The 14,260-nt window shown below is 37.7% G+C and carries 13 protein-coding genes and 1 riboswitch; of the genes, 5 read left to right on the forward strand and 8 right to left on the reverse strand.

Annotated elements, in window-relative coordinates; all coding sequences use genetic code 11:
- Positions 1–167: 167 nt before the first annotated feature.
- From IGI65_RS00680 to IGI65_RS00690, 3 genes are all read right to left on the reverse strand, one after another.
- On the reverse strand, positions 168–2,123 hold the full coding sequence (locus IGI65_RS00680) for a glucose PTS transporter subunit IIA (RefSeq protein ID WP_438772930.1): 1,956 nt from the start codon (positions 2,121–2,123) through the stop codon (positions 168–170).
- A gap of 94 nt (positions 2,124–2,217) precedes the next feature.
- Positions 2,218–3,114, reverse strand: a complete 897-nt coding sequence (murQ, locus tag IGI65_RS00685) for an N-acetylmuramic acid 6-phosphate etherase (protein WP_071864317.1) — start codon at positions 3,112–3,114, stop codon at positions 2,218–2,220.
- Positions 3,107–4,174, reverse strand: a complete 1,068-nt coding sequence (locus tag IGI65_RS00690) for a DUF871 domain-containing protein (RefSeq protein ID WP_438772931.1) — start codon at positions 4,172–4,174, stop codon at positions 3,107–3,109. Before IGI65_RS00690 ends, murQ begins: the two co-directional genes overlap by 8 nt.
- Positions 4,175–4,400: 226 nt before the next feature.
- On the opposite strand from IGI65_RS00690, the gene def reads away from it, so the two are divergent.
- Entirely contained in the window at positions 4,401–4,964 is a 564-nt protein-coding gene (def, locus tag IGI65_RS00695; RefSeq protein WP_071864315.1) for a peptide deformylase, read from the forward strand.
- A gap of 202 nt (positions 4,965–5,166) precedes the next feature.
- On the opposite strand, the gene IGI65_RS00700 is transcribed toward def, so the two are convergent.
- The 4 genes from IGI65_RS00700 to IGI65_RS00715 form a co-directional block, all read right to left on the reverse strand.
- Positions 5,167–5,679 carry a transcription repressor NadR gene (locus tag IGI65_RS00700; RefSeq protein WP_412258751.1) on the reverse strand — a complete coding sequence of 171 codons (513 nt, stop codon included), beginning with the start codon at positions 5,677–5,679 and terminating at the stop codon, positions 5,167–5,169.
- A complete protein-coding gene (locus IGI65_RS00705; protein WP_438772932.1) occupies positions 5,666–6,523 on the reverse strand; it encodes a chorismate mutase in 858 nt (285 codons plus the stop codon). The genes IGI65_RS00700 and IGI65_RS00705 overlap by 14 nt, the downstream gene beginning before the upstream one ends.
- A 10-nt stretch (positions 6,524–6,533) precedes the next feature.
- Positions 6,534–7,235, reverse strand: coding sequence for an NAD-dependent protein deacylase (locus IGI65_RS00710; RefSeq protein ID WP_438772933.1), 702 nt, complete (start codon positions 7,233–7,235; stop codon positions 6,534–6,536).
- A 70-nt stretch (positions 7,236–7,305) separates the two neighbouring features.
- Positions 7,306–8,217 carry an EamA family transporter gene (locus IGI65_RS00715; protein ID WP_438772934.1) on the reverse strand — a complete coding sequence of 304 codons (912 nt, stop codon included), beginning with the start codon at positions 8,215–8,217 and terminating at the stop codon, positions 7,306–7,308.
- A 246-nt stretch (positions 8,218–8,463) separates the two neighbouring features.
- On the opposite strand from IGI65_RS00715, the gene IGI65_RS00720 reads away from it, so the two are divergent.
- The 4 genes from IGI65_RS00720 (at position 8,464) to IGI65_RS00735 (ending at position 13,373) form a co-directional block, all read left to right on the forward strand.
- On the forward strand, positions 8,464–8,760 hold the full coding sequence (locus IGI65_RS00720; RefSeq protein WP_071864310.1) for a hypothetical protein: 297 nt from the start codon (positions 8,464–8,466) through the stop codon (positions 8,758–8,760).
- 358 nt (positions 8,761–9,118) lie between these two features.
- Positions 9,119–9,292, forward strand: a riboswitch (Lysine riboswitch).
- A gap of 176 nt (positions 9,293–9,468) precedes the next feature.
- Complete coding sequence (locus IGI65_RS00725; RefSeq protein WP_438772935.1) at positions 9,469–11,073, forward strand: ABC transporter permease subunit; 1,605 nt, start codon at positions 9,469–9,471, stop codon at positions 11,071–11,073.
- A gap of 24 nt (positions 11,074–11,097) precedes the next feature.
- Positions 11,098–11,844, forward strand: coding sequence for an amino acid ABC transporter ATP-binding protein (locus IGI65_RS00730; RefSeq protein WP_412258746.1), 747 nt, complete (start codon positions 11,098–11,100; stop codon positions 11,842–11,844).
- A 185-nt stretch (positions 11,845–12,029) separates the two neighbouring features.
- Complete coding sequence (locus IGI65_RS00735; RefSeq protein WP_438772936.1) at positions 12,030–13,373, forward strand: amino acid permease; 1,344 nt, start codon at positions 12,030–12,032, stop codon at positions 13,371–13,373.
- Between the two features lie 61 nt (positions 13,374–13,434).
- Here the strand turns inward: IGI65_RS00735 and IGI65_RS00740 are convergent, their stop codons facing one another.
- Entirely contained in the window at positions 13,435–14,022 is a 588-nt protein-coding gene (locus IGI65_RS00740; RefSeq protein WP_071864306.1) for a TMEM175 family protein, read from the reverse strand.
- Positions 14,023–14,260 lie beyond the last annotated feature (238 nt).

Consider the following 14,260-nt stretch of genomic DNA (forward strand, 5'->3'; position numbering starts at 1 on the left):
TTTATTTTTAGATAAGAAAAGCTTAATGCAAAGCTTCAGTTTAAAAAGCATAAGTTGCTATATTCACCTTATTACTTGCAACAATCTGCTAGTTTAATTTACATACAAAAAAAGAAACGTGAAAATTCACGTTTCTTTTTACTTCTATTAAAGTATTAAAGCAAAAATTATACTTCTACTTTCATAACCGGTGTTTTGGCTTCAGTTGCGCCAACTTTTTCTAAAATTTCATTTTTTACTTTATCCATATTCGTCACTAAGACTAACATATCTGTACCTTTACCAGCAGCTTTGATTGCAGCAAGATCGACATCTGCCACAATTGTATCTGGCGTTACTTTTTGACCTTCTGCAACTTTTAAATCAAATGGTTTGCCATCTAATTCAACCGTATTGACACCCATGTGTAATAGAACTTCTAAGCCGTTGTCAGTTGTAATACCGACTGCGTGTTTTGTAGGAAAAACTGATGAAACAGTACCACTTACTGGTGCATAAATTGTACCTTCTTTTGGAACAACAAAGTAACCTTCACCCATCATTTTTTGTGAGAAAACTGCATCTGTCGATTCTGATACGGGTTTTACTTCACCGTTTGCGACTGCAAAAAATTCAGTTGTAGCAGCAATTTCACTCGTAGGAACACTCGCTTGTGCTACAGGTGCAACTGGTTGTTCTTCTGCCATTTTTTCAGCTGCTAATTTTTCTTTTGGAATACCAAAGAAATAAGTTGCCACAAAACCACCAGCGTAACCTGCAAGTAAACCTAAGATATAGCCTAACCAATGACCATTAGCAATTAATGGAATTAAAGCTGCACCTGAAGGGCCAATAGCAGTCGCGCCGACATTTCCTAAAGCACCAATAACCGCACCACCAACACCACCACCGATACAAGCTGTGATGAATGGTTTTCCTAATGGTAGTGTAACCCCATAAATTAACGGCTCGCCAATCCCCAAAATACCAACTGGCAATGCCCCTTTAATCATTTCAGTTAATTCTTTATCTTTACGTAGACGAATCCATAATGCCAAGGCTGCCCCAACTTGACCGGCACCAGCCATTGCTAAAATTGGTAATAATTGCGTACTACCAGTAGCTTCAATCATTTGAATATGAATTGGTGTTAAAATTTGGTGTAAACCAAACATAACCATTGGTAAGAAACTTGCGCCTAATACAAAGCCAGAGAATGCTCCACCAACATTTAAAATCCAGTTGATTCCACCAACTAAACCGTTTGAAATAAAACCTGCTAGTGGCATAATTAAGAAGATTTCCGCTAAACCAATAACAAGTAGTGAAATAGTTGGTGTGACGATAATATCAATTGCTTCTGGCACAATATCGTGTAATTTTTTCTCTACTTTAGAAAGTAACCAGACTGCAAAAATTACTCCTAAAATACCGCCTTGTTGCGCAGCTAGTGGTTGGCCGTTAAACAAGTTGATAATTGGTGCTTCTGGATTCATTCCAGTTAAGGTTACAACCCCACCAATTACCCCACCAAGTGTTGGTGTTGCGCCAAAAACTTGTGCTGCATTCACACCTGTGTAAATTACTAAGAAAGAAAACATCCCATTTTTTAAGATGTTCATGACATCAATATATTGTTGCCATGTCGCAGCGTCTAGGCTACCAGCAGTGACCATATTTGTTAAAACAGATGCGATCCCCGCCACTAAACCAGCGCCAACAAAAGCTGGAATCATTGGAACAAAAATATTTGAAATATCTTTTAAAAGTGCTTTAAATGGTGATTGCTTTTGTTTGGCTTTTTGTGCGGCTTTCATTTCGGCTGCTTTTTGATTTACGGCATCTTTACCACTCGCAGAAACTTGAATTTCTTCTCCTAAAGCGACACCGGCTTGGCTAGCCATTTCTTTTGCAACTTTGTTAACTTTACCAGGACCGATAATGACTTGTAATTGTTCATCATCAACCACCCCTAATACGCCTGGAATCGCCTTCAATTGTGCTTCATTTACTTCATCGCGGTCACGGACAGACATTCTAACCCGAGTCATGCAATGAGTGACGCTTGCAACGTTGTTCATGCCACCGGCGCCTTTGTAAATCTCTTTTGCCAACTGTTCCAAACTCAATTCTTCTTTTGCCATGCTAACTTTCCTCCTTGGAATTATGAATTCTTTGAAACTTGTTATTCAAGGAGTTACACCACTAAAAAAATAATGTAACTCCAACGCTACTTCATTAAATTGTTTTCTTTACAAAGCCATCTGCTGCAATTAGTTTTTGGGCTGCAGTATCTTTATCACTGTCTGTCAAAATCATGACGATTGCTAATTTAACATTTTCGTCTGCTGCTGTAAAGAAGCGATCCGCTGTTTCATAATCGACTTCTGTGGCTTGCATGATGATCCTTTTTGAACGCTCGACTAATTTTTCATTTGTGGCTTTTACATCGACCATTAAGTTGTTATAAACTTTGCCAATGCCAATCATTGAAATAGTAGAAATCATATTTAAAATTAATTTTTGGGCTGTCCCAGATTTCAAACGAGTAGAGCCAGTCAAAAATTCAGGACCACAGTCTACTTCAATTGGGAATTGGGCATGCTTTGAAATTTCAGCATCTTTATTACATGAAATCGTCCCAGTGGCAGCACCAACTTGACGGGCATAATCTAAACCACCAATAACATAAGGTGTCCGACCGCTTGCAGCGATTCCTACTACCATATCATTTTCATTTAGTTTTAATTCGTGTAAATCATTTGCCCCTAATTCAGCAGAATCTTCGGCACCTTCAACTGCGACAGTCATTGCCTGATCACCACCAGCAATTAAACCAACTACCATTTCTGGTTCAACACCAAAAGTTGGCACACATTCTGCTGCATCTAAAACGCCTAAACGTCCTGACGTTCCAGCCCCCATGTAAATTAATCGGCCGCCTTTTTTAAAAGCTGTAATTGTTGCTTCAATTACTTTTTCAATACTTGCTAATTCTTTTTCCACTGCAACTGCTACTTTTTGATCTTCTTGATTCATTTTTTGACAAGCTTCTTTAACTGTCATTTCATCTAAACCAAAAGTTGCTTCGTTACGACGTTCAGTTGTTAAGTTTTCTAAATTAATCTTACTCATGTTCTTCCCCCATAGATTGTAATTTGAATTTCATGCCGCCTTTAATCTGGCGGACTAAATCTTCTTCTGTGGTAATGACTTGTGCAACTACATTGACTTTTTCATCTGCTGCTAATTCTTGACGGCATAATTGAATTTCACCGGCATAACGCAGATATTTTTCATTATCTACAGTCACACTCCCCAAAGTGCGTTTTACCGTATTTTGTGCTTTAATTTGCGGAATCTTACGAAAACGAGCATCCGCACTGCGAACAACTGCATCTGCTTCGTCTAAGCGATTGACATGGTCCCCTAAAATATAATCGAAGTAATCTGTCCCGCAATTTTCTACTTGCAATAAAATTTCATTGTTATTTATAAAATTTTTGAATTGTTCTTTTGTCCGTCCCTTTAAGCCACCATCTCCAATATAAATTAGATCAACAGCAGCATTTTGCTGCCATAATGCCGCAGCTAGTGGATGTTTGTAGCGATCTTGTTCTAATGTTGGTAGCCCTTTAAAAAGCGGACCTCTTAAATTAGCATCGCCTGGAACAAAAGCTTGAATGGTGAATCCATTGGCTTTAAGCCACTGATTTTTTTCTAGGAACCAACTTTGGGCTAAACCAGTTTCTGGTCGTGGATAATAGTTGTGCCACGCTTCCAAATTGGAAAAATTCGCCGCTGCTTTTTTTAGTTCTGCAATGTCTTGCGCTGTGACTGTACTTGCATTTAATGCAATTTTCATTTGTTGACTAAAGTGGGCAATTTGCAGGTTGCTGATATGATAATCCATCCTCAGCCCCGTTACGCCAATTTGAACTAATTCTGATAAATTATCCATTGCAAATCCAGCTTTTTTTAGCGCGTTTCCTGAAATATCGACCATTAACTCTAGCTCTAACGCTTTACACCAACTACCTAATTGACTTAGGCGTTCTCGGTATTTTGTAGCATCGTCTTCAGGAATGTGCAAGGAAGTAAACACACCTTTAAAGCCTGCTTGCGCCATGTCAGTGACATATTCTTCTTGTTGTTGTGATAGTGCTTCGTTTAAAAAAATCGAAAAACCAAACAATGAGATTCCTCCATCTTTCATGAAAAAATGATTAGTAATCGCTTACACAAAGGAGTATACATCATGTTTTATTTTTACGCAACCTTTTTTCGTTATTTTTATTATTTTTTTGAAATATTATTTCTTTAGCTTTGCAAAAATTTAAGAAGAAAATTTCAAATTCCCACCAAATTACATTCTGTGGTAAACTTACTGTTGAGAAAAATCAACTTTGAGGTGAATAATAATGATCACGATGGATGATATCATCAGAGAAGGCAACCCCACTTTGCGGGAAGTTGCAAAAGAAGTACCCATGCCCCCAACTGATGAAGAAAAAAAACTGGGGGAAGAAATGTTAGAGTTTTTAAAAAATAGTCAAGATCCCGTTAAGGCAGAAGAATTGCATCTGCGCGGGGGCGTTGGTCTAGCTGCTCCACAACTAAATATTTCAAAACGCTTAATTGCCGTCCATGTTCCTAGTAATGATCCTGAAGATGACACACCTATTCTTAGCACTGTCATGTTCAACCCTAAAATTTTGAGCCACTCCGTTCAAGACGCTTGTTTAGGCGAAGGCGAAGGCTGTTTATCTGTTGATCGTGAAGTACCAGGCTATGTCGTTCGTCACGCGCGAGTGACCGTATCTTATTACGATGAAGCGGGGGTAAAACACAAACGTCGCCTAAAAAATTACGAAGCGATTGTCGTCCAACATGAAATTGATCATTTAAATGGCGTCATGTTTTACGACCATATTAATGAAGAAAATCCTTTTGCCTTAAAAGAAGGCGTCTTAGTTATTGAATAAAAGTGGCTGTAAAGAAGTGACAAACTTCAGGAAATCAGAAGGAATTTTAAAAATTACTACTCAAATTTTCGCAAAAGTTCAACTTATTCTTATTTATGAAGATTTACTTACTTGACACTGTTTATGCAAAATAAAAAAGGTGTGACAAAATTTTGTCACACCTTTTTTAGCTATTGTTTTTATCATTAACAATTCTGCCAAGTTACTCTTGATATAAAATTCCTGCTTTTAAAAGAGCCGCTTTAATTTTTGCTAAGGTTTCCTCATTTTCATACGCAATTGTATGCAAATGAATCCCATTGGTTAGTTCCAAAAGTAAACTGGCATTTGAGTTATGGTACTTTTCCATAAAGACTTCGATATCTTCGAATGTTTTAATCTGTAAGTTTCCCGTTAATTCACCATACATATCGTGTTCTACTACAACATCTACTACTTCACCGCCATTTTCCACAATAATCTTAAGCTCGGCTTGAGTTTTTGAAGCATCATGTTGTACTGCGATCTGACTTAATTTCCCTTGTCTTTTTCCTTGGAGTAAGTACCCACGGGCAGTCGCTTTAATAGCTAATCCCGCAGCACGCATAAGGGCGATGTCTCCGACAATAATCTGACGACTTACGTCAAACTGTTGGGCAAATTTTGAAGCACTTATAGGTTTTTCTGCTGTTTGCAATTGACTCAAGATTTGATCGCGTCGTTTATTTCCTTCCATTTTGTTCGCTACCTTCTGCAAGTTTTTGTTGTTGATACGCACGAGAATGTTTCATAATATCAGCAAATGTCGCCGTAATCGTCGGCAGATAATCTGCTTTTGTAACGTTTTTTGCAACCTTATTTAATACGGCTGTTTCTCTCGAACTATCTAAAACAGGTTGTTGCTGCTCTTTTTTGAAGGCTGCAATTTCACTGACAGCCATCATTCGCTGTTCTAAAAGTCTCGTTAATTCTTGATCAATTTGATCAATTTTTTGACGTGCACTGACTAAGCTGTCGGTGTTTTCTGCTGCTACAATATTTTTGATAACGCGAGCAGGATTGCCTGCAACGACAACATTATCTGGAAATGACTTTGTCACTACGCTTCCGGCAGCAACCACGACATTATCCCCCAACACGACCCCTGGTAAAAGTATAGATCCAGCCCCAAGCCAAGCATTATTGCCAATGGTTACGGGCTTACCACTTTCTAAGCCACTATTGCGTTTGACCGGATTTAAAGGATGAGTAGCCGTCAAAATTTGAACGTTTGGAGCAATCATACAATTATCCCCAATTGTAATTGGGCAGACATCTAATAAGACACAATTAAAATTAGCGTAGAAATTTTTACCGACTGAAATATTATAACCGTAATCAAACTGGACTGTAGGTTCCATATAAATATTTCCTGCCACTGCACCAAATGTTTCTTTTAAAAGTTGACTCCGGACTTTTGCATCTTGTTCTTGGTTGATTAACTGCATCTGTTCTCTAGCAAATCTGCGCTCACTCACAAGTTCAGGATCCTCGGAAAAATAAAGCTCACCGGCAATCATTTTTTCTTTTTCACTAACCATTAATATCCTCCTAAATTTTGATGGCATCAAATAATTCTTCTGCCGCACATTGTACCATGGTAAACGGTTCCTGAATAGCAAGAGCCGTCTGATTAACTGCCAATACCTCAGCTTGTGGTTTATGATAGTAAAGTAACTGATTAAAAGGCGCAACTTGAAAACTCGTACCGGCAATCACGATTAAATCCGCTTGTTCTACAGCGTTAATCGCCAAAGTAATCGTAGCATCTGTAAATCCTTCACCATATAAAACGATGTTTGGTCGCAACTGACCACCACAATCCTGATGGGTATCACACACTAAATAATCTTGCCATGAAACATTTTGCCCACACTTGCGACAGTACACATCGTATAAATTACCGTGAAAATTTACCACATTTTTACTGCCAGCTTGATTGTGTAACCCATCAATATTTTGCGATACCACCCAAACTGATTTTGTCTTTTCCAGTGCTGCGATTTTTTCATGAATCACATTAGGACGAGCACTTGGATGATATAGTAATTTAACAAATTGGTAAAACTTTTGTGGCTCATGATTTAAACAGTCAACGCTTAATAAATACTCAGGTTGCTCAATCCCAGCATAAACACCTTTTAAAGATCGATAATCCGGAATTTGCGATGGTGTCGAAACACCGGCACCGGTTAAAAATGTGATCTTTTTTGCTGCTTGGATTTTTTCTAGCGCTTCATTTATTACTGTCATCTTCAACACCTCGTCTATTAGTATACACCTGAAATATTGTCAAAAAAAAAGCCGGTCAAAAAACCGACTTTTACGCATCATAAAAACCTAAAATCATAATACCAATCATAATCGCCGCTATTACCAGATAGTGTTTGGCTTTTAACTTTTCTTTTAAGAAGATTCGACCCAAAATAACAGAAACAATCGCATAAGCTGAAATTAAAGGCGCGACGATAATGGCTTCTTTAGTGGAAACTGCACCAACGTAAAAGAACTGACCTAACGTTTCAAAAATCGCTGCTAACCCTTTATCTTTTTCCAAAAAGACAAATACAGGCTCTTTTTTCCACCACTCTAAATATGCCCATAATACTAGCGCTACAATTAAAAAAGTTAGTTCATAACTCATATTGGCTTGATCTTCTGGCATTAATTTGCGGTATTCTAAATAATAACTATCAAGAAAAGTACCCATCCCGTCAATAATCATATATAAAATTGGAAATAAGATGGCGATAGCTCCAAAGCGGTATTTTTTATCAATGGTTACCCCTTCCGCTTTTAACTGGGCATCATCTTGTTCTTTTTCAAAGATTGATAACAATAAAATACCAATTAAAATCATTAGAATTGCGACAAGTTGTAGGCCATTGACATTATTTCCCATAATTAAAAAACCTAAAACTGCTGTCACTGCCCCAGAGGAGTTACTAATGGGAGAAGAAATCGAAACTTCAATATAACGCAGGCCAAAATAACCAATTGCCATAGACAAAATATACATTGCTGAAACAGGTAAATATAAAATTAAATTGTGCCAGTCATAACGAATGCCTTCGTAAATAACATAGTAAAATAAAACGTGCAGTCCCATGACTAATCCCACCATAATCGTGGTCTTCATGGCGCTATGACGGTCATTAGAATCATTACCTTTCTTATAAAAAAGATCAGCCGTCCCCCAGGCTAAAATTGTAATTAATGCCGACGCAAACCACATCTATCTTCACTCCCTACTCACTTTTCTTTTTTAAAAGTAGCGTAAACTAATAGAATCGTCAATCATTGTCTCTAGTTTCACTTTTGCTTTCTTCATTTAACTAAAATCAGTTCTTTTCCTTTAACCAAAATGGGCAGGATAAATGAAAATGATTTCAACTCATGACAGCGCCATGTAAACGTGATACAATACATTGGGAAAAACGTAACAAAGAAGTTGCGTTTTGGTAAAAGCGAGGTGAAACCATTGGTACCATTTATTATTTATTGGGGCGTAATCTTAGTCTGTGTCGCATGGGCTGCGTTAAGCATTTTCTTTTCTATTTTTTATTTGGCCCGCAAAGAAAACGGCAATTTATGGGCATTTGCTTTCTTTAACGTCCTTGCTGCTATCGTACAAGCAATCGTCTTGGCTATTTATCGCACCTGGGGTTGGGGTATTACCCAATACTCAAGCTTGATTTATATTATTATCGGCGTATTACTTGTCTTAACTGTTATCCAAGCTATTTTAGGCCGTGAACCAAAAGAAAGTATCGCATAATTTATTGCATGAATACCACTTAATGAACGAGATTGTGACAGAAACTGCTTTTGTCACAACCCCTATTTTGTTAAGTGGTATTTTTGTATAGTCCGCATAATGTATACATATATTTTCATGAACCTTTGCTGAAACAAAACTAAAAAAAGTATAACTAAAAACTAACAAAGAACTGATATTTTCGTTTATTTCAGGCTATAAATCACGATTAAACAGGGAATTACAGCTTTAATTAAAGAACTTTCATCTTATAAAAAGTAATGTATATTCTTTCATTTTCATGTAAAAAAGTTTGACACCCTATGCAATTTGACGTAAAATTCTTGTGTACTATCAACTGAATACGAGATACCTCCGTCACCGAGGTAGAGGTCGCATCATTCATTAATCCTGTTGAGTAAGCAAATATTAAGACGCAGGCCTAGGGAATGTTGCCGAAATAAATCACGTGTTTGCTCACGGATTTGTTGGGACGCACGGGAAATACCTGGCGGACTGTCTTAGCTTTTAGCTAAGTTGCGCTATGTTTTGTGAGAGGTTTGTCGACGAATTTTGCTCTTTGTCAACAGCCGATTTCTTTTCATACGAACTGATTTCGGCTGTTTTTTTATTTTTTTCGCTGGCGGCAACTCCATTCATCTCTCTCGTGTTTTAAGTGTTTCACTTAAATTACGTTGGTATGGTCAAATACTTTTTAAGGAGCAGAACATGAATAAAAAAATTTCCGTTACCGCACTACTGACTATTATTTTAAGCTTTTTCACCGTCGCCTTTGCCGCGACACCAGCAGCCGCTGACAGCCAGACACCTACAGATACACTGCGCGTGGGGATGGAAGCGGGTTATGCCCCATTTAACTGGACTCAAACAACAGATGCCCATGGTGCTGTCCCTATTCAAGGCGAAAATTCAGCTTGGGCTGGTGGTTATGATGTTCAAATCGCCAAAAAAGTTGCCGCTGGCTTAGGCAAAAAACTAGAGATTGTTAAAACTTCTTGGGATGGCCTTCCAGTTGCTTTACAATCTGGTAAAATCGATGCAGTTATCGCTGGGATGTCGCCAACAGCTGAACGCAAAAAAGAAATCGATTTTACAAACCCTTATTATGAATCTCACTTAGTTATCGTAACGAGAAAAGATAGTAAATACGCTAAAGCTAAAGACTTATCTGACTTTAAAGGGGCCAAACTTACCGCCCAATTAAATACATTTCACTATACTGTAATTGATCAAATTCCAGGTGTTCAAAAAGAACAAGCACAAAAAGACTTTTCAGCGATGCGCGCAGCACTTTCTTCTGGGGTCATTGACGGCTATGTTTCTGAACGGCCAGAAGGTGTCACAGCAACATCTGTTGATAAAAATTATGCTATGGTAGAATTCGCTAAAGATAAAGGCTTTAAAACCAATCCTGAAGATGTTCAAGTTGCAGTTGGTATGCGTAAAGGTGATCCAGACGTTGCAAAAGTGAATCAAATTTTAGCTGGTATTTCTGAAGAAGAACGTACCAAATTGATGGATGCAGCAATTAAAGAACAACCTGCTGCTAGTGATAGCAGTGAAGAAAAATCAGGCTTTTTACATGATATTAAAACCATTTGGAATCAATATGGCGGTCTCTTTTTACGCGGGGCAGGTTTGACACTTTTAATTGCAATCGTTAGTACGATTTTAGGTACCAGTCTAGGGTTACTAATTGGTGTTATCCGCTCACTACCAGTCGCAGAAAATAAAGTATTATTCGTTTTCCAAAAATTCTTTAATTGGTTACTGTCTGTTTATATCGAAATTTTCCGCGGCACACCAATGATGGTACAAGCAATGGTCATTTATTATGGTTTAGCTCAAGTATTCCAAATTGATTTGAATCGTACTCTAGCTGCCTTTATCATCGTTTCATTTAATACTGGGGCATATATGTCTGAAATCGTTCGTGGTGGGATTTTTGCCGTTGATCCGGGGCAATTTGAAGCTGCACAAGCAATCGGGATGACCCATGGGCAAACAATGACCAAAGTTGTTTTACCACAAGTGATTCGGAATATTTTACCTGCTACTGGTAACGAATTTGTCATCAATATTAAAGATACAGCAGTATTGAGTGTTATCTCTGTTGCAGATTTGTTCTTCCAAGGGACCTCTGCTGCTGGAACGAACTATAAGTTCTTCCCAGTCTTTACTATCGTCGGTATTATGTACTTGATTATGACCTACACTATCTCAAGAATTTTACGTTTAGTTGAAAAACGAATTGACGGTCCACAATCATACATCAAAGCTGACGAGGCTGAATTAGAAGCAGAAGAAGAATAGGGATAGGCTTAGGAGGAAATAAACATGGCAGAAAAAATTATTGACATTCAGCATTTGAAAAAAAGCTTTGGCGAAAATGAAGTTTTAAAAGATATTGACTTTTCTGTAACTAGAGGGGAAGTCGTTTCCATTATCGGTTCATCAGGTTCTGGTAAATCAACTTTATTACGTTGTATTAACTTATTGGAAAAACCTACAAGTGGTGAAATTTACTACAAAGGGGAAAATGTATTATCCCCAGGCTATAGTCTGACAAAATACCGAACACACCTTGGTATGGTTTTTCAATCTTTCAATTTATTTAACAATATGAACGTTTTAGAAAATTGTGTTACCGGACAGACGACTGTTTTAAAACGCAATCGCACAGAAGCTAAAAAAATCGCCTTAGAAAATCTGGAAAAAGTTGGTATGGATCGTTATATTGAAGCAAAACCAGCCCAATTATCTGGGGGGCAAAAGCAACGGGTCGCAATCGCCCGCGCACTATCCATGGACCCTGACGTGATGCTTTTTGATGAACCTACCTCAGCCCTTGATCCAGAAATGGTCGGGGAAGTTTTAAAAACAATGAAAGCACTCGCCCACACCGGTTTAACAATGGTAGTGGTAACTCACGAAATGGATTTTGCCCGTGATGTTTCGAATCGTGTCATCTTTATGGATAAAGGTGTCATTGCTGAACAAGGCTCACCAGAAGATATTTTTGGTAATCCAAAAGAAGAACGCACGAAAAAATTCTTACACCGTGTTTTAGATAAAGAAGCATAAGTAGAATAACCAACGTCTAAAAGTCTTAGGGCCAAGCCCACTTTTAGGTGTTGGTATTTTTTTGTCAAAAAAAGCAATAATAATCTAACATTGAAATTTTCTGAAAATTATCCTAAAATTAAGCCAGCACTTTTCAAGTAAAAAATTCAGAGGGAATCTTCCCTACTACAAAGGATGAAAATTTAATGGAATCGCAAGAATTAAGTCGTAGTTTAAAAAATCGCCACGTCCAGTTAATTTCAATTGGAGGCGCGATTGGCACTGGTTTATTTTTAGGAGCGGGTAAATCGATTCAATTAGCTGGCCCGGCTATTTTATTTGCTTATCTAATCACTGGGTGTATTTGCTTTTTAATCATGCGCTCCTTAGGTGAATTACTTTTATCCAATACGGATAAACATTCTTTTTTAGATTTTGTTGCAGAATATCTAGGGAAAAAATGGGCCTTTTTAACTGGTTGGACTTATTGGTTTTGCTGGATTTCGATTGCAATGGCTGACTTAACCGCAACCGGTCTTTATGTGCGCTACTGGTTTCCCCAAATTCCACAGTGGCTACCCGAATTAATCGCTTTAGTTTTATTAGTAGCCTTAAATATGATTGCCGTTTCCTTGTTTGGTGAGCTTGAGTTTTGGTTTGCTTTAATTAAGGTCGTAGCCATTATCGCTTTGATTGTGGTGGGCGCCTACATGATTGTCACCCATTACCAAACAACAGCAGGTGTAGTAAAAGTTAGTAATGTTTGGCAACACGGTGGCTTTTTTCCAAAAGGAATGTCTGGCTTTATACTCTCTTTTCAGATGGTGACCTTTGCTTTTGCGGGGATTGAATTGGTTGGACTAGTGGCTGGCGAAACAAAAAATCCCAAAAAAGTTTTACCAGAAGCTATTAACAATATTCCAATTCGTATCATTTTGTTTTACTTAGGAGCTTTATTTGTCATTATGGCTATTTACCCTTGGAATAGTTTAAGTGCTAGTGAAAGCCCCTTTGTAGAGGTTTTCTCAGATATCGGTATAACTGCCGCGGCGACTGTTATTAATGTCGTTGTCTTATCTGCAGCAGCTTCTGCCTGTAATAGTGCAATTTACAGTACCGGACGCATGTTACGTTCTTTGGCTCAAGAAGGAAGTGCTCCAAAACCTTTTGAAAAATTGACTAAACACCAAGTTCCCGGCAATGCAATTTTCTTTTCGGCTTTAGTGATTTTTATTGCCGTTATCTTAAACTATTTCATGCCTAGTCAAGTCTTCACCATTGTTACAAGTGTTGCAACTACTTGCTTTTTATTTATTTGGGCTATTCTAGTCTACACCCACATGAAATATCGGAAAAGTATCCTAGGGAAAAAAAGCCATGCTTTTAAAATGCCTTTTTATCCCTATAGCAATATCTTAATCTTTGCCTTTTTAATTTTTGTAGCTTTGGTTTTACTCCTATCAAAAGAAACTCGGATTGCTGCACTTGTAACTCCGGTATGGTTTATCATTTTAAGGGTAATTTATTATTTCAAATTCGAAAGAAAATAAATTTCACGACCAAAAAAAGCGTTCGCCTGTTTTGAATACTAATGGCTGAACGCTTTTTCCTTTATTTTCTTAAAATGTAATTTTGAATTTTCGCTGCACTTTCATAAGAAGGCACCCAAATGGCCGAAACGATAAAGCGGCCAAACAAACCAATAGTAGGATGCCAAAAGACAGCTGCGATAAGTAATAAATTAATCACCATCGATAAACCACTACGGCAATCGTGACGTAATAACTGGGTGCCACGGGTATTGTCATCATTGGCTTTTAAGATTTGTTTGGTTAAAATACCAAATGAAAAACTCCACATCGTATAAACTACTACATATGCCAAAGCCGGCCAAAACATGCCAGGATTACTCCCTACCCATTGGGTTACAGCAGGACATAATGTTAACCAAAACAACCAAAAAATATTGGCCCAAATGACACGATCATCTACTTTTTCAGTCATCTTCATTACCCTGTGATGCGTTACCCAAATCACCGCTACAAAAATGAAACTAATCGTATAAGCGGTTAAAACATCCCGCATTGCTAAAAGGGATGCTAAAGTCGGCGCTGCTGGAAAACGTATTTCTAATACTAAAATCGTAATGACAATGGCCACTACGCCATCTGTAAAAGCCGTTAAACGTCCTTTTGTCACTTTTTTCACCTCGATTTATTTTAGCATACCTCTGAACTAAACGATATTTATTAGTCAACAATACAATTCAATGTATTATATCGCTAAACTTTCAGAAAACTCTTGAAAATAGACGTCAATTCTGTTATTTTTGAAACAATTATCACGTCAAAAAATTGCCCTTTTTCTTTTTTACAATATAGAAAGAGGCAATCAAAGACAGTTAGAAGTAACGCATGCAATAATTAATAAAATTCAT

It is taken from the genome of Enterococcus sp. DIV0755b, assembly GCF_051713765.1.
GTDB lineage: Bacteria > Bacillota > Bacilli > Lactobacillales > Enterococcaceae > Enterococcus_C > Enterococcus_C canintestini.